Origin of the sequence: Streptomyces sp. CC53, assembly GCF_001865245.1 — a bacterium.
Classification (GTDB): Bacteria; Actinomycetota; Actinomycetes; order Streptomycetales; family Streptomycetaceae; genus Streptomyces.
The window spans coordinates 19,449-39,948 of sequence record NZ_MKXB01000023.1 but is presented as its reverse complement, the minus strand read 5'-3'; the positions used below and the strand labels follow the sequence as shown (position 1 = coordinate 39,948).

General features: G+C 74.1%; 15 protein-coding genes and 4 pseudogenes. 8 read left to right on the top strand and 11 right to left on the bottom strand.

All coding sequences use genetic code 11. The features are described 5' to 3' along the window. Positions 1-243 precede the first annotated feature (243 nt). Positions 244-1,135 (top strand): annotated as a pseudogene (locus BJP40_RS02090) (IS982 family transposase). A gap of 117 nt (positions 1,136-1,252) precedes the next feature. On the opposite strand, the gene BJP40_RS02085 reads toward BJP40_RS02090, so the two are convergent. Together BJP40_RS02085 and BJP40_RS02080 are read right to left on the bottom strand one after the other, a co-directional pair. Beyond that, complete coding sequence (locus tag BJP40_RS02085; RefSeq protein WP_071278133.1) at positions 1,253-1,990, bottom strand: VOC family protein; 738 nt, start codon at positions 1,988-1,990, stop codon at positions 1,253-1,255. A 124-nt stretch (positions 1,991-2,114) separates the two neighbouring features. Then, a complete protein-coding gene (locus BJP40_RS02080) occupies positions 2,115-3,311 on the bottom strand; it encodes a phosphatidylserine/phosphatidylglycerophosphate/cardiolipin synthase family protein (protein WP_071278131.1) in 1,197 nt (398 codons plus the stop codon). Positions 3,312-3,506: 195 nt separating this feature from the next. On the opposite strand from BJP40_RS02080, the pseudogene BJP40_RS31255 reads away from it, so the two are divergent. Next, positions 3,507-3,670 (top strand): annotated as a pseudogene (locus BJP40_RS31255) (IS5/IS1182 family transposase); the annotation flags it as partial. A gap of 76 nt (positions 3,671-3,746) precedes the next feature. Here BJP40_RS31255 and BJP40_RS36165 read toward each other — a convergent pair. Beyond that, positions 3,747-3,824: pseudogene (locus tag BJP40_RS36165) on the bottom strand (hypothetical protein); the annotation flags it as partial. A gap of 149 nt (positions 3,825-3,973) precedes the next feature. On the opposite strand from BJP40_RS36165, the pseudogene BJP40_RS31250 reads away from it, so the two are divergent. Then, a pseudogene (locus tag BJP40_RS31250) lies at positions 3,974-4,192 on the top strand (transposase); the annotation flags it as partial. Between the two features lie 111 nt (positions 4,193-4,303). Here BJP40_RS31250 and BJP40_RS02070 read toward each other — a convergent pair. Next, positions 4,304-5,533: a PP2C family protein-serine/threonine phosphatase gene (locus BJP40_RS02070; RefSeq protein ID WP_071278129.1), complete on the bottom strand. Its 1,230-nt coding sequence runs from the start codon at positions 5,531-5,533 to the stop codon at positions 4,304-4,306. Positions 5,534-5,824: 291 nt separating this feature from the next. Between BJP40_RS02070 and BJP40_RS02065 the strand changes: the two genes are divergently transcribed. Together BJP40_RS02065 and BJP40_RS02060 are read left to right on the top strand one after the other, a co-directional pair. Further along, positions 5,825-6,916, top strand: coding sequence for a saccharopine dehydrogenase (locus BJP40_RS02065; protein WP_071278128.1), 1,092 nt, complete (start codon positions 5,825-5,827; stop codon positions 6,914-6,916). Then, the gene (locus tag BJP40_RS02060) at positions 6,913-7,503 is read left to right on the top strand and encodes a TetR/AcrR family transcriptional regulator (protein ID WP_071278127.1); all 591 of its coding nucleotides are present in this window, start codon (positions 6,913-6,915) and stop codon (positions 7,501-7,503) included. The genes BJP40_RS02065 and BJP40_RS02060 overlap by 4 nt, the downstream gene beginning before the upstream one ends. Before the next feature lie 147 nt (positions 7,504-7,650). Here the strand turns inward: BJP40_RS02060 and BJP40_RS02055 are convergent, their stop codons facing one another. Beyond that, on the bottom strand, positions 7,651-8,799 hold the full coding sequence (locus BJP40_RS02055; RefSeq protein WP_071278126.1) for a cytochrome P450: 1,149 nt from the start codon (positions 8,797-8,799) through the stop codon (positions 7,651-7,653). Between the two features lie 1,408 nt (positions 8,800-10,207). On the opposite strand from BJP40_RS02055, the gene BJP40_RS02050 reads away from it, so the two are divergent. Then, on the top strand, positions 10,208-11,479 hold the full coding sequence (locus tag BJP40_RS02050; protein ID WP_071278125.1) for a benzoate/H(+) symporter BenE family transporter: 1,272 nt from the start codon (positions 10,208-10,210) through the stop codon (positions 11,477-11,479). 681 nt (positions 11,480-12,160) lie between these two features. Further along, positions 12,161-12,910, top strand: a complete 750-nt coding sequence (locus tag BJP40_RS02045; RefSeq protein ID WP_071278124.1) for a hypothetical protein — start codon at positions 12,161-12,163, stop codon at positions 12,908-12,910. Positions 12,911-13,277: 367 nt separating this feature from the next. Here BJP40_RS02045 and BJP40_RS02040 read toward each other — a convergent pair whose 3' ends face one another. From BJP40_RS02040 to BJP40_RS02015, 6 genes are all read right to left on the bottom strand, one after another. Further along, positions 13,278-14,624, bottom strand: a complete 1,347-nt coding sequence (locus BJP40_RS02040; RefSeq protein ID WP_071278122.1) for a Ni/Fe hydrogenase subunit alpha — start codon at positions 14,622-14,624, stop codon at positions 13,278-13,280. Continuing rightward, positions 14,621-15,415 (bottom strand): oxidoreductase, encoded by a 795-nt coding sequence (locus BJP40_RS02035; protein WP_071278119.1) that lies wholly within the window; start codon positions 15,413-15,415, stop codon positions 14,621-14,623. The genes BJP40_RS02040 and BJP40_RS02035 overlap by 4 nt, the downstream gene beginning before the upstream one ends. A gap of 6 nt (positions 15,416-15,421) precedes the next feature. Continuing rightward, positions 15,422-16,273, bottom strand: a complete 852-nt coding sequence (locus tag BJP40_RS02030; protein ID WP_071269945.1) for an FAD/NAD(P)-binding protein — start codon at positions 16,271-16,273, stop codon at positions 15,422-15,424. Beyond that, complete coding sequence (locus BJP40_RS02025) at positions 16,270-16,770, bottom strand: Crp/Fnr family transcriptional regulator (protein ID WP_071278116.1); 501 nt, start codon at positions 16,768-16,770, stop codon at positions 16,270-16,272. Before BJP40_RS02025 ends, BJP40_RS02030 begins: the two co-directional genes overlap by 4 nt. Then, positions 16,767-18,083 (bottom strand): 4Fe-4S dicluster domain-containing protein, encoded by a 1,317-nt coding sequence (locus tag BJP40_RS02020; protein WP_107416673.1) that lies wholly within the window; start codon positions 18,081-18,083, stop codon positions 16,767-16,769. Before BJP40_RS02020 ends, BJP40_RS02025 begins: the two co-directional genes overlap by 4 nt. Before the next feature lie 231 nt (positions 18,084-18,314). Then, the gene (locus BJP40_RS02015; RefSeq protein WP_071278113.1) at positions 18,315-18,833 is read right to left on the bottom strand and encodes a hydrogenase maturation protease; all 519 of its coding nucleotides are present in this window, start codon (positions 18,831-18,833) and stop codon (positions 18,315-18,317) included. A gap of 523 nt (positions 18,834-19,356) precedes the next feature. On the opposite strand from BJP40_RS02015, the gene BJP40_RS02010 reads away from it, so the two are divergent. Next, a partial coding sequence (locus BJP40_RS02010; RefSeq protein WP_226962332.1) for a transglycosylase domain-containing protein occupies positions 19,357-20,500 on the top strand: 1,144 nt, incomplete at its 3' end.

Here is a 20,500-nt window from a genome sequence, read left to right as displayed (position 1 = left end):
CGCCCGTGGCCCCCGCCGTAGCGGCGGGGGCCCCGAGATGCGATAAGCCTGGCGAGCCAGTGCGCGCTACACCGAATCCATGGCGAAACGGCCTGAACGCCAGGTCAGCTCACAGTGCGGCGGGCGGAGCCCGGCAACAGCGAGCGCGGTCGCCAGGCCAGAACGGCATCGGGTCCTCTAGAGGAGTGAGTCCGATGTCCGTGCTGGTCGCGACCATGGCGAAGGACGCCCGTGGGTCAGCGTGTGAAGACAGACCTGGACGCCCTTCTGGCGGCACTGTACGTGTTCATCGACGACCACGTGGCGCCTTGTCGCCGGATCGGGCGACTCCGCGACTGACGGACGCCGAACTGCTGTGCCTGGCCGTCGCCCAGGTCCTGCTCGGCTTCCCCTCGGCCCGGCACTGGATCCGCTTCGCCCATACCCGGCTGGGCGCCTCTTCCATTACCTGCCCCGGCAGTCCGCCTACAACAAGCGCCTCAACGCCGCAGGTCCGCTGATCAGCCACGTCATCGAGGCACTGGCCAGGGAGGTGCCCACCTGGCACGACGACCTGCGGCTGATCGACTCCACCCCGCTGCCCTGCGCGGCGTCCCGCGAGACGGTCAAACGTTCCGACCTGGCCGGACACTGCGGCTACGGATACTGCCGCAGCCACTCCCGCTTCTTATGGGGCTTGCGCCTCTACCTGGTCACCACCGCCGAGGGCATGCCCGTCGCCTGGTGTCTGGCCAACCCCGAGCTCGGCGAACGCGGGTGATGGCAGCACGTCTGGAACGCGACCACCGCCTCGTCCGCGCCGGGCAAGCGATCCTGGCTGACAAGGGCTTCGCCGGGAAGGGGTTCGAGACCTTCGTCACGAGCGGCTCTGTGCCCACCTCGTGCGGCCGGCCCGCGGCCGGACCGCAAGGACGAGCCGGTCCGGCACGGCAAGATCGCCCGCGTCCGCCAGTGGATCGAGGCCGTGATCGACACCCTCAACGGCCAGCTAAGCCTGGAACAACACGGCGGCAGAACCACGGTCGGAGTCTTCGCCCGCACCGGACAACGACTCCTCGCCCTCGCCCCCGGCATCTGGCACGTCTGGACCACCGGCGCCAAGATCAAACGCTCCCTGATCGCCTACGACCGCTGAGAACATCGGACTGCCTCATCTAGGAGGCCTGCTCCCTGCCCGACGTGCGGGTGTGCAGCGGCGGACACACACGCTGCCTTGTGCAGACGCCGCACTGGACGGCGTCGCCGCCACCGGTCAGCGGGGGGTGAGCAAGCAGAACTCGTTGCCTTCCGGATCGGTCAGGATCCTCCAATGGATGGAGGACTGGTCGATTCCCGGGTCAGTTGCGCCCAGGGCACGCAGACGGGCTTCCTCTCCCGCCAAGTCGTCACCGGGGTAGGGGCTGACGTCGAGATGGATGCGGTTCCACCCGCTCTTGGTGTCAGGCGTGCGGAGGAACTCCAGGTACGGGCCTACGCCTCGCGCGGACCGCATGACCGCGTGGTCATCGGTGACCTCGTGCAGCGTCCAATCCATCGCCTGCCCCCAGAACCGGGCCATCTCGTGCGGGTCGGCGCAATCCACCACCACCGCGGCGATCGGCCCGGTGTCCTGGTAGACGGGGCGGGGCTCCAGGACGCAGAACTCGTTGCCCTCCGGATCGGCCATGACCGTCCAGGGCACGTCGCCCTGACCCACGTCGGCGAGGGTCGCGCCGAGAGCCTTCAGGCGTGCCACCAGCTGCTCCTGATGGGCGGTCGACGTGGACGCCAGATCAATGTGCACCCGGTTCTTCACCGTTTTGGGCTCGGGGCGGGCGATGATGTCGATGCAGACCGCCGCGGGGTCGGGATAGGCGAAACCCGGTGGCTCCAGGTTCGTCACGCCGGGCGCTTCGCTGTCGATGGTCCACCCCAGTGCGTCCGCCCAGAACCGGCCGAGCGCGGCATCGTCCAGGGCCTTCATGTTGATCTGTACGAGTCTCGTTGCCATACCGCGGATCCTAGAGTCCGCCTTCGCCCGGGCCGCCGCGGACTCACCACGTCGGGCCGGGCTGACGCATGCCCGTGGCCCCATGCGGTCACGGGGCCACGGGCGGCGGCACGGACGGACGGTGTCAGCCCTTGAGGGTGGCGTGGGAGCGCATGGCCAGGAAGTTGGCGCGGTAGGCGTCGTGGACGGCGGCGCCCTCGACGCGCAGCAGGGCCTCGTCGTTCTCCCGGAGGGAGGAGAGGTCGAGGTTGTGGGACCCGGTGAAGGTCCACTTGGTGTCGGGGTGGCCCGCGTAGTTGCCCTCGATCAGCAGGTACTTGGAGTGTACGAAGAGGTCGTCCCCCTCCGTGGCGGTGCCGTTGTCCAGGCGCAGCTGGTACGGCCTGATCCGCGGGTGGCCGGCGAGGGCGGGCAGTTCGTCGGTCTCGTTGTAGACGACCTCGACCCAGCAGTCCTGGTCCGCCAGCTGCCGGAGCTTGGCTGCCACGTCGGCGCGGTAGAAGGCGTAGGCGGCGACGCGGATGACGGTCTTGTGGGAGGCGGAGCCGACCGTGGTGTTGCCGGTGCAGGACACGTTGCCGAGCACGCTGACGATGAGGTCGCCGGTGCTCTGCGGGAAGAAGTAGTACTTCTCGGCGCCGGCCGTCTTGCCCTGCCGGAAGTAGTCGGCGTCGCGCCGCTCGGCGGCGAGGTCGTTGAAGTAGGCGGTGTACGCCGTGTACAGCTCGGTGTTGCCGACGGCGGTGTACGCGTTGTTCCAGAAGCGGCTGGTGTTGGCGGGGGTCTGGTTGGCGGACGTCTGGATCACCACGTCCTCCGCGACTCCCGGGTCACCGACCCGGGAGAAGAGGAAGAACTTGTTGTGGTTGATGTGGTTCTTGCCGAGGTCGACCGTCACGTCGGCGATGCAGGCCCGGTCCTGGGGGCAGATGTGCACCCAGGACGCCTGGGTCTTGTCCGTGCCGAGCGCGGACGTGAGCTGGGTGGCGGCGGTGGACGTGGAGAAGGAGTGGTCCAGTACGACGCGGACCTGGACGCCGCGCGCGTGGGCGCGGCGGAGGGCGTCGCTGTAGCCGGTGTCGGTCAGCGCGTACATCGCGGTGCGCAGGGTGCGGCCGCTCTGGGTGCTGTCGATCGCTTTGATGATGTGGTTCTTCACCGCGTCCTGCCGGCTGGTGGTGCCGAGGGGGTCGTTGAAGACCGCCCCCGCGGTGATCGGCGGATCCTCGACCGCGGCGGCGGGTGACGACGGGACGAGCAGTACGGCCAGAAGTGCCCCGGAGAGCAGGGCCTTCACCCAGGTGCCTTTGATGTTCCTCACTCCTCGTTCAGGTGATCGTTTCCGCAGAAGAAGGTGCAGGGTAGCGGGTGCGTCCCGAAGGCTGCCGCTCAGGCCGGTCGGCGAGAGTACGGGCCGTCGCCCGTTGCGTCAGCGGCCCTGGCGGCCGGGTGCCGGGGGCGGCGGTGTCCGCCGGCCTCCACCGGCCGCGCTGTGGGAGGGCTGGCGGCGCATGCTCTCCTGCCGATCGACCGCATTGCCGCGGACCGGCCGTTCCCCTCCGGCAAGCACAGGAAGCACAGGATGAACGTGCAGACCCTCGCCGACCCTTCGGCCGGCTGCTGTCGGCCTCACCGGCCCTGCCCGGCGCCGTCCACGACATCCGCGGGGCCCGCGAGCACAGCAACCGAACCGCCCAGCCACCCCGAACTCCTCGGCACACGCCTGAAGCAGCTCATCCTGCACACGCCGCCACGACACCTCAGACTCACCCGGCGAACGCAGCAACTCCGGCCGTTCATACGAATCCTTCAGCTGAGCATGATCCGGCGGCACCCCATGATGCCCACCCGCCACCACCGCGAAGTGCCCCGACTGCCGCCCGTCCGCCCCTGCCGCTCCTCAAGCCACTCCGGCAGAAGCACCGGCCTGGCCGGCCCGTGCGGCGCCAGCCGACGCTCCACACGAGCACGCTCCAGGCCCCACACCGCGGCGCGGGCGACGCCCTCATGCTCGTCTGCGACGGCCTCAGCGGCCTGCCCGACGCCGTCGAGACCGTACGGCCGCAGACGACCGTGCAGACCTGCGTGGTCCACCCGCTGCTGAACTCCTTGCACTATGCCGCCCGCCGGGACTGGGACAGGATCGCCGAACTCCTCAAGCCCGTCTGCACCGCGGAAACCGAAGACGCCGCCCTGGAGCGAACACCTTCGATATCGCCTTCGACGGCCGTTTCTCCGCAACCCGCCGGCAACTCCAACCACCCTCGTTACACCATTCGATCTCGTCACACGATTTGATCGGCAGACCCGCTGTCAGAGGCGCAGCACGACGAGGGCGGTGTCGTCGGTGACGCCGGCGGGCGGGATGAGGCCGGTCAGCAGGGTGGTGGCGAGATCGTCAGGGTCGGCGTCGCGGTGGCGGGCCAGCACGTCGGCGAGCCGTGCGAGGCCCGCGTCGATGTCTTCGCGGCGCCGCTCCACCAGGCCGTCGGTGTAGAGGACCAGCACGGACCCCTCCTCGAACGGGGCGCGCGCCTGGACGCGCGCGCTGTGCTCCGGGCGGGCGCCGAGCGGGGGGTCCGTGGCCTGGTCGAGGAAGGTGACGGTGCCGTCCGGGCGGCAGAGGGCCGGAGGGGGGTGGCCCGCGCTGCTGTAGGTGAGGGTGCGGTGCGCCCAGTCGATGAAGACCGACACGGCCGTGGTGGACTCCGCGCCGGTGATGGACCGCGCGTACAGGCCGAGGACCTCCAGTGCCTGGGCGGGGCCGTCGGCGACGCGTGACGCGGCGGACAGCGCGCTGCGCAGCTGCCCCATGACGCCGGCCGCGCGCAGGCCGTGGCCGACGACGTCGCCCACCGCGACGGCGGTGCAGCCGGCCTCGGGCTGGTCGACGAGGTCGTACCAGTCCCCGCACACGTTCAGGGCGCCGGTCGCCGGCTGGTAGCGCACCGCCGCCCCGTGCCCTCCGAGCTGCCCGGGCGGCGGCAGCATGGCCTCCTGCAGGTGCAGGGCGACCTCTCGTTCGCGGGCGTGGGCCCGGCGCAGCCGCTCGTTGACCTCCTGCAGCTCGCGGGCCCGCGTGTACAGCTCCGCCTCCAGCACCCTGGCACGGTCCCCGCCGCGCCCACCGCGTGCCCGGATCAGTTCGGTGACCTCCTCCACCCGGTGCAGCACCAGTGCCACCGACCCGTCGGCGGCGAGGACCGGGACGTTGACCGGGCTCCAGTACCGCTCCTCCCAGACGCCGGGCCGGTCGGGGAACTCCACGTCGTAGCGCTGCAGCGCCATCGTGTCCCGCACGCCGGTGGTGGCCACCCGCTGGAGCGACGCGTACAGGTTGCGCACGCCGCTCGCACCAGGATCGTGCGGGTTGTCGGGGAAGACGTCGAAGATGTAGCGGCCGACGACCTGCTCCCGGGTCCTTCCGGACAGCGAGAGGTACGCATCGTTGGCGTCGGCGTACACCAGGTCCGGGGTCAGCAGCGCGACCGCGCCCGGCAGCGCCCGGAAGACCGCCTCGTGGTCGATGACGGGACCGCTCATGATCCACCTGCCCGTGGCCGTGCCCCCGCCTCACCACGATAGACGCGCCCTGCGGTTCCGCGTCCCCACCGATCGCCCGTCCTCGCGCCCGGGGCGCTCGTGAAGCTTTGCGGCGCAGGGGAACCCAGGGGCATCAGGGAGTGCGGGCATGGGGGCTTCCGACGCTTCACGGGTCGCGGGGACGCACGGGCTCCCGGGGGCGCGCGCCGCGGGGCCGTACGGGGCGGTGCGACGGCGCCGAGAGATTTCTAGGTCGCATGACCTATAGTGAGGGTCATGATCACTGAAGCGATGGACGCACTGCATCTGGACCCGTCCGGTCCCGTGCTCATCACCGGGGGCTACGGCACCGTGGGTACCGAGATCGCCCGCATGGCGGCCGCGGAGGCTCCGCTCCTGCTCACCGGCCGCACGCCGGACCGTGGCCGCGCCCTGGCGGACGAGCTCGGGGGCGAAGTGCGGGCCTGGGACCTCGCGGATCCCGCCCCCTTCCGCGCGGGCGTACGGGCCGTCATCGGCTCCGTCAACGACCCTGACGACCGGGTACTGCGCGCGGCGATGTCGGGCGGTGTCCCCTACGTCGACATCACGAGGTGGACGAGCCGGCTCCAGCGGGCCGCCGCCCTGACCGCCCTCGTCCGCCCCGACTCCCCCGTCCTGCTGTCCTCTGCCTGGATGGGTGGGGTCAGCGGCCTGGTCGCGGCATCGCTGGCGGCGGAACTGGGCGGCGCCGAACGCGTCGAGATCGCGGTGTGCTGGGACACGGCCGACCGGGCCGGAGCGGATTCCGTCGAGTTCATGGACCGGCTGGGCGTGGACTTCGAGGTGGTCGAGGGCGGAGCGCGCCGCCTCGTCTCCCCCCTGACGGACGCACGGACCGTCGCCGTCGGCGGTACGCCGGTACGGGTGGCTCGCATCGACACCCCGGAGCAGTACACCCTCCCCCTGACCCTCGGCACCACGACGGCGGCCACCCGCATCGGGTTCAGCTCGCCGGCCACCACCCGGGCACTTCTGGCGCTGCGCGGCACCGGGTTCTTCCGCTGGGCCGGCGGCGAACGCTGGACTCCGCTGCGTCGAGCGGTCCTGCACTCGCCCGGCGACGGGGGTACGGCCCGGATGCGGGTCGACGTGTCGCACCGCGGGCGCACCCGCACCGCGACGGTCAGCGACTCCCGCGGCCAGCACCACCTGACCGCCGTGGGGGCCCTGCTGGGTCTGCGCCGCGTCCTGGGCACCGACGGCTCCCCCGCCCCCCGCGGCCTCGTCTTCCCCGAACAGCATCCGGCGCCCACCCGGGCGGTCACCGCGCTCGCCGACCTGGGCGTGGGGGTCGCCGCCGGGCCGAGCGGGCACTCCGCGCCGAGCGGAGCGGCCGCGTGACCACGCAGACGCCCAAAGGCAGGCAGCGCCGCGAGGCGCTGCTGGACGCGGCCGGACGCGTCCTCGCCTCGTCCGGAGGGTCCGAACTCACTCTGCGGGCGGTCGCGGACGAGGCCGGTGTGCGGCTCGGCCACCTCCAGTACTACTTCCCGTCGCGTTCGGCGCTGCTGACCGCGCTCCTCGACCGGGTCCTGGCTTCCTCGCTGGACCGCGTCGCCGGGCTCGTCGACCGTCCCGGTGCCGGTGGTGTCGACGCGTTGCTCGACGGGGTGCTCGCCGACCACGACGACCCGTCTCTGGTCCGCCTGTTCACGGAGATCTGGGCCATGGCCGCGCACGACCCGGAGGCATCGGCGGCCCTACGGGGCTTCTACGACCACTATGCCTCCCACGTGGTCGTCTTCCTCCGCGACCATGCCCCCGGTCTGACGGAGACCGCCGCACGCCGGCGGGCCGAGGTCTTCGTGATGCTCATGGAGGGAGCCGCGCTGTTCCGCTCCGGTATCGCCGGCCGGCGCAGCGCCGGTACGGACGCCGACCTGCGCCGGGTGCTGCGCGCGCTGCTCAGGGAGGAGGCGCCCGGCTGAGCCTTCCGGCCCTCCGTTGCCCCGGGTTCTTCGGGCGCCGGCCTGCTGTGGGAAGGCTCGCCCTGCGCAGTCGCGGGGCCGCGGGTCCGTGGGGTGGTCACCGGTGGATGTGCCGTGCCGACACCGCCGGGGGCCGAGGCAGGCGGTTCAGTGCCGGGGTGCGGTGGTGGGGTTGAGCCGGGTCCATCCGGCGGGCGGGGCCAGCAGGGTGCGGACATGCGGGGTGCGGCCGCGCAGGCGTACGTGGCCCTCGTGGCTGCGGAGGAGGAGGTGGCCGAGGTGTTCGAGGGCCTTGACGGCGAAGCCGCCGGCCGGGCACATGGTGTCGCCCTTGCCGAAGGGGAGGTAGGAGCGCCGCTGCTCGTCGGTCGGCTGCTCCCAACGGGAGGGGCGGAAGTCCCGTGGGCCGTCCCATACGGCCGCCGACCGGTGCAAGGCGTGCGTGCCGATCAGGACGTGTTCGCCCTCGTGCACCCGGACGCCGGCAAGGTCGTGGTCGGCGGCGGCCACCCTGAGCAGGCGCCACGCGGTCGGGTAGAGGCGCAGCACCTCCCTCACCAGCCGGTGGGTGTCCTCTCGCCGTACTGTCGGGGTGTCGTAGCCGTGCTGGATGCCGAGGATCAGCAGCCATTCCAGGGTCACGCCCGTGAAGCCGACCGTGGACAGGACGAGGCGTTGCAGTAGTTGTGCACGATCGCCCGGAGACAGGTCTCCCGGCAGGCTGAGCACCAGGTCGACGAGGTCGTGCGCGGCGCCTTCCGGTGCGGACAGCCGGCCGAGCCGTTCGGCGAGTCCGGCACGGACGGCGGGAACCGTGCGGTGCGGCCGCCGCAGCACGTGGCCGACGATGTCGTCGGCGACGACACTCGACGTCACGTAGGCGTCGACGAGGGCGTTGATCTCGGTGTGGCGTCGGTGCGCGATGACGGGGGCGAAGTACCGGCGGACCAGTTCGACGCCCCATCGGTGGTGCCGCAGACGGCCGCGGCCGTCTGCGGTCCGGCCGAGTTCGGGAGTGAGGTCGAACGACGACGACAGATCGTGCCGGGCCAGCATCCCGACCAGGTCCCTGGATGCCTGTCTCCGGATCGCCTCCGGCAGGGTGTTCGTCCCGAGGCGGAAGAAACCGGACTGGGACAGGTAGTCGCCGGCCGGGTCGACGAGCACCTGTCGGGCGGCGTCGGCATCGGCCACGAAGAGGGTCCCGAAGCGGAGCCTGAACGGACCGTCATGGCCTGCGGCCTGCTCCTCCCACCGTCGCAGGTGCGGCCACAGGCTCTTCCTGTCCAGGAACACGGGTGTCCGCCCTTCTCATGGAGGATGGCGTGCCCGGCGCCGAGGCCGCCCGTTCCGCGCCCGGTGGTGAGATCGCCCTTACCTCCCCTGCGAGGAACGCGTCACGCGGTACGCCCGTATCTGTCGCCGTACTGTGTGCGACGTGTACGCACTTCACCGCTGAGCGCGCGAAGGCCCCTTCGCCACCATGACGGCGCGGCTGTCCCCCTCATCGGTCAGTCCTCCCGCCCGTAGCCGACGAAGTACCCGTGCCACCGGGCGCGCATCTCGCCGCTGAACGCCCGAAGGCCGCTGGTCACCCACGACATGTCGTACCTCCTAGGTGGTCGGTGCCCTGGCGTTGCCGTCCGGTACGACGGGCCGCGGCCTGCTGCCGTCGTGGCCGTGCCTGGGCGGGTCCTTCGTGGTCCGGCAGGCGGTCAGGGCGCTCTCATCCCCGACGCTACTCCCCGTCAGGGAGCGGGTGAACCGCCGGAACCGGCCAACGACGGCAGGTGTGCCCGCGGGTCGGAGCGTGTGCTGGCGGGTGCGGCCCGGGGACCGCCGGGTTGCTCCCCGCCGGTCGGGCAGCGAGCAACCCGGCGTCCGGCTTCCGCCCCGCCGTCGGCAGGAACGGCGGGGCGGGGCCCACAGCGACGGATCGTTCGGTTCCGGTGGGGTGGTGCCGCGTTGCCGACTGTCCGGTCGGGGAACTCGCGCAGTCGGAGCCGGGGCGCCCGGTAGTCCGCGCGCCACAGCGTCCTGCGGTCCTCGGCCGCGAGACCGACTCGGGCGGTGCGTGCCCGCTCCTCCCGGTCGAGCACCGAGCGCCTGCGGCAGCGCGCCGCGGCCGGCCGCCCCCGGGAAGCATCGCGGTCGGGTCATGGGCGAGCAGCGCGAGGGGATGCAGCGCTTCAGGCGGCCAGGCCGGCTCCGTCGGCAGGCGCGGCGAGTCGGGTGCTGTCGCGGGCGTCGGAGCGTGGTCAGGGTGGGGGATGCGGGCGTCGGCGGGCGACGGGCTGATCCACCTTCCGGCCGGCGAACCGTCGTCGGACAGGCCCTGCGCGGCGGACGCGACCGCCTCGTGTCCGCGGCCGGTCAGCTCCTCCAGGGGTCGGCGGTGTGGCCGGGCGGCGTACCGGTCGCCGAGCCTGCGGGGCCACCAGGAAGGGAATGGGGACCGCCCGGGTCGGCTGAGCGTGCGGCGACCGGGCCGGCTCGGGCGCGGGCCGGGCAGAGCGAGCCGAGCGCTGCACGGCGTCCCCCGGGGGCGGTCGGCCCGCGAGGTGTGGAAAGTCCGGACGAAGACCGCTACACATGCGAGGGACCGATCAGCACCTCATCCATGGACACGCGCCGCCTGCCGGCCGGCCCGAACGACATCACCGGCCTGGGACGGGCAACGGGAGCGTGCCGCGAAGGACATGCCTTGAGCTTCGAGAGCAGCACCACCACCGGCGCCGGGGCCGGCCCCGCCCCGGCCTGCACCGACGGGACGAGCCCGGCGCCGCAGCCGCCTCCGGGGCGCCGAGGGCTGCGGGGCGACCTGTCCTTGTCCGCGGTCCTGGCGGGTCTCGTCGCCGTCGTCGTGTCGTACTCGGGGCCGCTGGTCATCGTGCTCGCCGCTGCTTCGGCCGGGCGGCTGGACGAGGCACAGACGAGTTCGTGGGTGTGGGCGGTCTCCATAGGCAGTGGACTGACGTGCATCGGGCTCAGCCTGTGGACCCGGACACCGGTCATCACCGCGTGGTCGACGCCCGGCGCGGCGCTGCTCGTCACGAGTCTCGGCGCGTACGCGTACGCAGAAGCCATCGGAGCGTTCGTCGTCACCGGTGCGGTGATCACGCTGGTCGGGTTGACCGGGGTGTTCGGGCGGCTGATGCGGCAGGTGCCCGCGGCGGTCGTCTCCGCCATGCTCGCGGGCATCCTCTTCAGCTTCGGCACGGGTGTCTTCACCGCCCTGCGGACCGGGCCCTGGATCGCCGGTGCGGTCCTCGTCGCGTATCTGCTGGGCAGACGGTGGCTCGCCCGGTACGCGGTGCTGCTCGCCCTGGGGGCGGGCGTGGTGGCCGCGGCAGCCTCCTCGCGCCTCGACGTGCACCTGGACCGGGTGGAGCTGGCCCGGCCGGTGCTCACCGCACCGGACTTCTCGGTGGCGTCCATCGTCGGCATCGCGGTGCCGCTGGCCCTGGCGACGCTGGCGTCGCAGAACGCGCCCGGCATGGCGGTCCTCAGCGCGTCCGGTTACACGCCGAAGGACCGGCTGCTGATCGGTTCGACGGGCCTGGTGTCCACGGTGCTGGCGCCGTTCGGCTCCCACGCGGTCAATCTCGCGGCCATCACCGCGGCGATCTGCACCGGCCCCGAGGCCCACCGCGATCCCGGGCGCCGCTACGTCGCCGGTGTCGCGTGCGGGGTGTTCTACCTGCTGGTGGGTGCCTTCGGGACGACTCTCGTCCTCTTCTTCGCGGGCCTGCCGAAGGAACTGGTCGCCGCGATCGCGGGTGTGGCCCTGTTCGGGGCGCTGGCCGGCGGACTGAGCGGCGCGGTGAAGGAGGAGAAGGACCGGGAGGCCGCGCTGATCACCTTCCTCACCACTGCGTCCGGGGTGACCCTCTTCGGCGTGGGCTCGGCGTTCTGGGGCCTGGTGTTCGGTGTGGCGGCGCACGTGGTGCTGAACAGGTTCCGCAGGGAGGCGTGAGCCTCCCGCGCGGCCGGACCGGCCGGGCGCGGGCGGAGCGCCGCTTCAGGCCGGTGGAGGGCGAGGCCCAGCCGTCCCGCGCCCTCGGGTGAGCAGGAGAGTCCGCCACCTGCCGGCTCGCGTCGCCGGGTGGCGCCGAGGGGCCGCGGGGTGTCCCCTGGCCGCCCGCGCTGCCTGCGGGACAGTGCCGTGGGATGCAAGGACGGGTGGGCCGTCGGAGGGGCAGCGAACACGTACGTGCGAGCGTCGTTCGAAGGCCGCGGCCGAGGGCGCCGTGAGCGTCCCCGGACGTACGGAAGCCGAAGGGGCGGCGGGCAGGTGGAGACGGATGCCACAGGGGCGGTGGGCGCGGTCGGCCCCGCGGAGCCGACGCGGCCGGACGGCGGGCCAGGAAGTGCGCAGGTACGAGCGTGGGCGGGCCGGTCCATCGGCAGGCGCGGGCATGCGGGACGCGCCCCGCGACCGCGCCGGCCGTCACCCCGGCCACCGGACCGCCCAGGGTGGCGGGGTGGCGGGGACTCGCCGTCGCCGGGGCGGTCGCCCCGACCGCCGTCCGGAGACCCACCGGACCGGGTGGACGACCTGCGGCACGGTGGGGAGCCCGTGAGTGGTTCCGCGCGTTACACCTTCGGAGGGAGCGCCCGCGGGGGCGCTCGCAAGCCGTGCGACGAGAGGGGACCCATGAACGCCGCCGAGCCAGGCCGGCAGCATCCGGACGAGGTCAGCGTCGGCAACGCGAAACAGACGCTGCTGCAGCTCCTCGCCCGGGCGGGTGTCTTCTCCGGTGACGCGGAAGAGCTGATCGGCCTGATCGAGGCCGGTGCCCTCACCCTCGCGCACCGGCGGGTGGACGCCGCGGCCCGGAACGCGCCCGCGGGCAAGGGGCCGCTCTACGAGGCGGGGTGGGTGGACGGCGGCCGCGCCGTCGCCGACGAGCTGGGCCTGCTCGCCGAGAGGGCCCTGCTCCGGGCCGTCGCCGCCGACCCGTCGGACACCCCGGCCACGGCCGGTTCGCCACCGGGGACTCGGCCTCCCGTGAGGCGGATGCAGGTGGACCGGGCCAAGGTGGCGGTGGTCCCGCTGTACCTGTCGTTCACCGCGGTGTCCGACCTCGATCCCGAGGTGTCCGAGCAGGTGCTGACGGCGGTTCTCGGCACGATGGGGCCGAGGCAGCGGGCGGATTACGCGGGGCGGCTGACGGCGTTCGTGTCGGGACACCGTGAGCGGCTGGAGCGGCTGTACGGGGAGTTCGGGCCCGGCAGCAGGATCGCGGTGCACGGACGCTACTCCCTGCTCCACTCCCCCACGAGCATCGCCGTCCTGGAGCGGCTCGCCACCGAGCCGGCGGCGCTGCGGGAGGAGTGGGACGCCGCCGAGTTGCCGCCCGCCTGGCTGGAGGGGCTCGCGGCAGCCTGGGGCGCGCCGGACTGAGCACGGCGCTCGGGCCGGCAGCCGAGTCGCCGCCCCGGGCCTGCGGAGCGGGCGTCCCGCCGGGCTTCCTCCGAAGATCCGACCACCGAACCCCCTCACGGGAAGGCTCGTTGGGACGGGAGGCCGGACGACCCGGTTCGGTGCGTGAACGCCTCGATCGGACGAGAGCGGTCACCGGATGCGGTCGTGGTGCCGGCGGGACCCGCACCGGCTGCCGGGTGCCGTCGCGGGGACGCCGTCCGCCCCGGGGCGGCAGCGGACCGGGCGGGGACGAGCCGCACTGGCGGCGCAGCCGTACGGAGGGCCTGCCGGCAGGGAAGGCCGGTCGCTGCTTCGCGCCGGCTGCCACGGTGCGGGCGCCCGGCCGTCAGCCGTGCGCGACGGTCAGCCGGAGGAAGTGGGCGGCGCAGGAGATGCACGGGTCGTGGTTGCGCACGGCCCGCTCGCACAGCCGGGTGAGCGCGGTGTCGTCGGCCGGCAGCCCGCTGCGGCCGATCTCGGCCTGGACGAGACGGCGCAGGTCGTGCTCGATGGCGCCCTGGTTCTGGGCGGTCGGCGGGACGAGTCGGGCGTCGGTGACGGTGCCGTCGGTGTCCAGGGTGTAGCGGTGGTAGAGCAGACCACGGGGGGCCTCGGTGGCCCCGTGGCCGGTGCCGGGCCTCCCGGGGACGTCCTCGGCCGGGCGCGCGGGCGGCTCGTAGGCGTCGATCAGGCGCAGGGCCTCGTCGACGGCGTAGAGCGCCTCGACGGCCCGTACCACCACGCTGCGGTACGGGTTGCGGCAGACGGTGCCCCCGTCCCCCGGGGCGGGGAGCCCTGCGTCGTGTGCCGCCTCCCGGGCGACCTGCGACATCAGGTGGCCGCTGAGCGCGTAGCGGGCGAGCGGCCCCGTCAGGTGGCGCCGCCCGTCGAGCCGGGACTGCAGGGCCGTCGAGTACGGGACCTGCTGCTCGGCCACGTGGCGGCCGAAGTCCCGGACGGCGAAGCCGCCGGTCGGGGCGGTGGCGCCGGACGGCAGCACGGTGGGGGTGCCGGACTCGATGGCGTACGTGTCAGGTTCGGTGAGGGCGAGCAGGTCCGCGTCGGTCCCGGCGTCGGGGAAGTCGAAGCCGGACACCCAGCGCACGGTCTCCCTCGCGTCGTCCCGCGCGCGCAGCAGCCGCTCCCTCAGGGGGCGCAGTTCCGCGGCGGCGGGCGTCCGGTGGAAACCGCCGACGCGTACGTTCACCGGGTGGACGGCGCGTCCGCCGAGCTGCTCCATGATGGCGTTGCCGGCCTGCTTGAGGCGCAGGCCGCGTTCCACGTGCGCGCGGTGGGTGCGGGCGAGCTCCACGGCGTCGTGGCAGCCGAGGAAGTCCGGTGCGTGCAGCAGGTGGATGTGGAGGATCTGGCTCTCGATCCATTCGCCGCAGTAGAGGAGCCGCCGCAGGGCCTCCACCCGGCCGTCGACGGTGACGCCGCAGGCGTCCTCGACGGCGCGGCAGGCGCTCATCTGGTAGGCCACGGGGCAGATGCCGCACACCCGGGAGGTGATGTCGGGGGGTTCCGTGTGGCCCCGTCCGCGCAGGAACGCCTCGAAGAACCGCGGGGGTTCGTAGATCTCCAGCCGGGCCTCGGTCACGGTGCCGCCGTCGATCCGCAGGTGCAGGGCGCCCTCGCCCTCCACGCGGCTGAGGGCCCCGACGCGCAGGGTGCGGGCCTCCCGGGGCGTCACGGCTGTCCCTCGCGTACGGCGGGGTCCTCGAAGGCGGCGGCGTTGTAGGTGTGCAGGAACCGTTCGACGTCCCGGTCGTCCATGCCGTCGCGGCGCAGGACGGGGATGTACGCGGGCAGGTTGGTGGAGCGGGCGGGGCCGAAGCAGCCGTAGCAGCCGCGGCCGAAGGCGGGGCAGAGTGCCCCGCAGCCGGCGTGGGTCACGGGGCCGAGGCAGGGCGTGCCGTGGGCGACGGTCACGCAGACCGTGCCGCGCCGCTTGCAGGCGAAGCACACGCTGTGGTCGGGGATGTCCGGCTTGCGGCCGCGGAGGAAGGCGGTGATGACCTCCAGGAGTTGTCCGCGGTCGATGGGGCAGCCGCGCAGCTCGAAGTCGACGGGGACGTGGGCGGAGATCGGCGTGGAGGTGGCGAGGGTCTCGACGTATCGGGGTTCGGCGTAGACGGTGCGGGCGAACTCCTCGACGTCGGCGAAGTTGCGCAGGGCCTGGACGCCGCCTGCGGTGGCGCAGGCGCCGATGGTGACGAGGTGGCGGGACGCCGCCCGGACCTCGCGGATGCGTTCGGCGTCGGCGGGTGTGGTGACGGAGCCTTCCACCAGCGACAGGTCGTAGGGTCCGGGGTCGACGGCGCTGGAGGCTTCGAGGAAGTGGGCGATGTCCACTTCGCCGGCGAGGGGGAGCAGTTCGTCCTCGCAGTCGAGGAGGGTGAGCTGGCATCCGTCGCAGGAGGCGAACTTGAACACGCCGAGCTTCGGGCGGCGGGCGGGGGCGTCGCGGGCGGGGTCGGTCACGGCTCGTCAGAGCTCCCTGTACGTCAGCAGAGGGCCGGCGGTGTCGTGGTCCACGACGGGCCCGTCCCGGCAGAGCAGCAGCGGGCCGAGCTGGCAGTGGCCGCAGTGGCCGGTCCCGCAGTGCATGGTGCGTTCCAGGGACACCTGCAGGTGTCCGCCGGGAACGCCGCGGTGCAGCAGGTCGCGTGCGGTGGCCCGCATCATCGCCTCGGGCCCGCACAGGTAGGCGGTGGTGCGCGACGGGGTGAAGGGGGCGCGGGCCAGCAGGGTCGTCACCACGCCGACCTCGCCGTGCCACAGGGGGTCCGGGCGGTCCACGGTGACCGCCACGTGCGTGCCGGGCGCGGTGGCCCAGGCGCGCAGGTCGTCGCGGAACGGCAGGTCGGTGGGGGTGCGGGCGCCGACGAGGACGCTCAGCCGGCCGTGGTCGTCCGGTGCGCGCAGCAGAGCGCGGACGAGTGGCCGCAGCGGTGCGAGTCCGATGCCGCCGGCGACGACGAGCACATCGCGGTCCGCGGCGCGGGCGAGGTCCCAGCCGGTGCCGAACGGTCCGCGCACGCCGATCACGGTTCCCGGGGCGGTGGCGTGGAGGGCGCCGGAGACGGCGCCGACGGCGCGCACGGTGTGCTCCAGCGGCCTGCCCGGTGCGGCGAGGCCGCTGACGGACACGGGGATGTCGCCCACGCCGAACGCGTACAGCATGGCGAACTGGCCCGGCGCGAAGGGCGGGAGCGGTGCGCCGGCCGGCTCGACCGCGAGGGTGGCGGTGTCGTGGGTCTGCGGCAGTCGCCGTACGACCCGGTACGGGACCGGCACGGTGGATCCGGTCGGTGGGCGGGCGGTGGCGGGCGAGCTCATCGCGGGACCTCGTCGGCGCTGTCGCCGCGGCGGACCGGGCCGGGGGGCGGCGGTGTGGCCGGGTGCGGTGCGTACAGGTCGAGCAGTCGGGTGCGGGTGGCCTCCAGGCGGTGGCCGACGACGCCGGCGACGTACCGGGCGAGTGCCCGGCCGACCGGTGCGTCGCGGTCGCAGAGCGCGAGGACCTCTGAGGCGTCGAACTGCCGTGCCCGGACGGGGGTGGCGGCCGCCGCGCCCAGCCGCCACACGTGCGGGGGCACGAGCCACGACCAGCCGACCAGTTCTCCGGCGCCGACGGTCTCCACCACGACCGCCGTGCGTCCGGGCAGGTGGGTGTCGAGCGCGACCCTGCCCTCGCGGACGATCCAGAAGCGGTCGGCGGGTCGGCCCTCCTCGAACAGGCGGTCACCCGCGGCGAAGGAGACGTCCCGGGCGAGGGCGAGGAGGGCGGCCGCCCCGTCGGGCGGGAGCGCCGCGAGGAGCCCCTCGTCCGTCATGGCGCACCGGTCCCGTCCGGGGCGCCTGCCCCGCCTGACGCGCCGGGTGTTCCCGGCGCACCGGCGGCGCCCGGTTCGCCCGGCCGCTCCGGCGTCGGTGACCCGGGCGCCTCGGGAAGAGCGGGCCCCTCGGCGCGCTCGGAGCGCTCGCGGTCCAGTGCCCATGCCTCCTCGGTGATGTCGATGCCGACGGGGCACCAGACGATGCAGCGGCCGCAGCCGACGCAGCCGGAGCTGCCGAACTGGTCGTGCCAGGTGCCGACCTTGTGGGTGAGCCACTGGCGGTAGCGGCTGCGCCCCGAGGTGCGCACGGGCCCGCCGTGCAGCAGGGAGAAGTCGACGTCGAAGCAGGACTCCCAGCGCCGCCAGCGCTCCGCGTGGTCGCCGGTGAGGTCGGTGACGTCCTCGGTCGTGGTGCAGAAGCAGGTGGGGCAGACCATGGTGCAGGTGCCGCAGGTGAGGCAGCGGGAGGCCACGTCGTTCCAGCGGTCCGCGTCCAGGGTGCCGGCCATGAGGTCGCGCAGGTCGACCGGCGGCATCGACCGCCCCATGCGGCCGGCCGCCCGTGCCACGCCCTCCCGGGCGGCTTCGGCGGTGCCCGGGTCGGCGGCGCGGCGCGGAAGCGCGGCCAGTACGTCCGCCCCCGCCGGGGTGGCGGCGCGGACGAGGAAGCGGTGCCCTTCGGCGTCGAGGACCTCGGTGAGGGCGAGGTCGAAACCGGCGTCGGCGCCCGGTCCGGTGCCCATGGAGGCGCAGAAGCAGGTGGCGCCGGGTTCGGTGCACTCGGAGACGACGAGGAAGGCGCGCGCCCGGCGGGTCCGGTAGTTCTCGTCGGTGTGGCGGCCGCCGGTCAGCACCCGGTCCTGGATGGTGATGGCGTGCAGGTCGCAGGGCTGCACGCCGAGGAAGGCGTAGGACACGCTCGGGGGGTCCTCGGCCCGCACGGCGAGCCGGCCGTCGGTGTCGCGGTCGGCGGTCCACTGGCGTTCGCGCTGGGGGTGCAGGTACGCCTTCCACGACTGGGGTCCCGCGCTGTGCGCGAACGCCGCTTCGTCGTCGCGGCGCCGCAGCCGGTACCGGCCGGCCTCGTGCTCCACGCCCCAGCCGAACGGCAGCAGGCCGGCGGAGTCGAGTTCGGCGAGGACGATGGCGCCGTCGCGGACGGTGGGGCCGATGACGGTGTGTCCGCGGGCGCGGAGTTCCCGTACGAGTGCGTCGAGCCCGTCCCGGTCGATGACCGCACGGTCGATCACCGCCTGGCCGGTCGCGGCGCGGTCAGTCGCCGCCGGGCCGGTGTCGTGCGGGCCGGTCATCGTCGTCACCTCCGTGCGGGCCGGCCGCTGCCGGGCCTTCCGCTTCCAGCGTGGTCGCGGCGGGCCGCCACGGGGCCAGGGCCGTGTGGTCCCCCGTACCGGTCGAACGGTCCCGGGCCGGCCGTCGTCCGGTCGGGCGCCGCCTCCCCCAGGGTGCGGTCCGGGCGGGCGGGTGGCGAGCCGGGTGGGTCCGCCGGGTGCACGGCGCGGCGGCCGCCGCCGGCCGCGTGGTCACTGCGCGGGTGGTGGGGCGGGGGGCGGGCCGCCGGTGCCACCGCGCAGGATGTCCGCCTCGATGCGGTCGGCCAGCGGGGCGACGGCCGCGCCGACGGCGGGGCTGAGCCCCGTGCCGAGGGTGAGGTCGGCGCTCTCCACGGCGTAGACGCACAGGCGCCGGGGCAGCCGGCCCAGGGCGCGGGCGAGCGCCACGGCCTCGCCGAGGCCCAGCCCGTGGGAGGTCACGGCGCCCGGAGCGCGGAGGTCGGCGTCCGCGGCTTCGATCCGGTGCACCGTGCCCGGCTCGCCGGGCTCCCCCCGCACGGCGTCCACGACGATGGTGAGGGCGGTGCCGGTCCACAGGTCGATGAGCCCGGCGGGTTCGCCGTCCGAGAGGCTCAGCACCGTGTCCGGTGGGAGGGGTCGCGCGGCGGAGCGGTCCCGCAGGGTCCGCACCACCGCCCATCCGACCCCGTCGTCCCGGCGCAGGTCGTTGCCGACGCCGATGACCGCGACGCGTGCGGAGCGCTCCACGGCTCACCTCCCTGGGGTCGTCCGTGCCCGCGCGGTGCGGCGCCCGGCGGCGGGCCCCCTGCCGGCCGCGACGGGGCCCGCACCCTGCCGGGGCGGGGCCGCCGGGGGCTGCGGGCGCGCCCGGCCCGCCTCCCAGTCTCGGTGCGGCGGGCCGCGTTGTCGCGCCGGAGCGGCACCCGGCCGGGCCGGGCTGTGCGGTGGTGCACGAGCCGTGCGAACGGCACCGGGCGTTCCCCTGCCCGCGTGCCGCCGGGCGCCTCCCCGGGGCGGCCTCCATCTGCTCCCGCCCGGCCGGACCAACAGCGTCCGGCCGGTCGGGGGCAGCGGGCCCGGGCACCGTGTCTCCCTCCCACCACCGGCGCCCGGCGGGCTACCGCGGCGAAGCCCCCGCCGCCGCCGGGCGGCGCCGCCCGTGGACGGACGTGCTCGGGGGTTGCGCGCTGCTTGCGGCGGCTGAACGGGCGGTCGGCGGGCCGCGTACGAGAGGGCACAGCACTCCCCCTACGAAAGAGGGCACACCATCGTGAAACGTCGTGTCGACTACCCCCGCCGGGGGCGTCGCGGACCGGCCCGGTTCGTCCCGTCGTGGCGGCAGCTGCTCGGGCTCGCGTTCCTCGGGCTGTGCTCGCTCGGCGGGCTGGTCGGCTGGGTGTACGCGACGACGCCGCTGCCGGATCCGAACCCCGACGCGCGGGCCGAGGCCACGGTCTACTACTGGGCCGACGGCTCGCAGATGGTGAGCGTGGGCGCGGTGAACCGGCAGAGCGTGCCCCTGGCGCAGGTGCCTGTGGCGCTGCAGAACGCGGCGATCGCGGCGGAGAACGCCACCTTCCGCAGCGACCCGGGCTTCTCCGTCCGCGGGCTCGCGCGGGCCGTGGTCGGCATGGCGCGCGGCGGTGAGCTGCAGGGCGGTTCCACGATCACGCAGCAGTACGTGAAGAACACGTTCCTCGCCCAGGAGCAGACCGTGGAGCGCAAGCTGCGCGAGCTGTGCCTGGCGGTCAAGCTGTCGCGGACGCAGTCCAAGGACGAGATCCTCCAGGGGTACCTGAACACGAGCTGGTTCGGCCGGGACGCCTACGGGGTGCAGGCCGCGGCGGAGGCGTACTACGGGACGGACGTGCAGCGCCTCGACCCTTCCCGCAGCGCCCTGCTGGTGGCGCTCCTGAAGAACGGGGACCTGCACGACCCGGCGCTCGGCGAGGCGCACCGGCGCAGGGCGGAGGCACGGTGGCGGTACGTCCTGGACCGGCAGGTGGAGCTGGGGCTGATGTCACGTGAGGAGCGGGCGCGGTACACGGCGTTCCCGGAGCCGCGGCCGCGCAAGCCGGCGGGCGGGCTCGCGGGGCAGGTGGGGTATCTGGTGGATGCGGCGAACAAGGACCTGAGGAACCGGACGGGTCTGACGCCGGAGGTGCTGGGGCGGGGCGGCTACCGCATCCGCACCACGTTCGACCGGGCCGCGGTGGAGCGGCTGCGGCAGGCCGTGGAAGAGGCCTCCCCGCGGGCGGGCGGGGGCGGCGGTGAGGTGCAGTTCGGCGCGGCGTCGGTGCGGGTCGCGGACGGCGCGGTGGCGGCCCTGTACGGCGGGGTGGACGCCACGCGGCACTTCACCAGCAACGCGGACACGGCGGGGGTGCCCGTGGGGTCGGCGTTCAAGCCGTTCG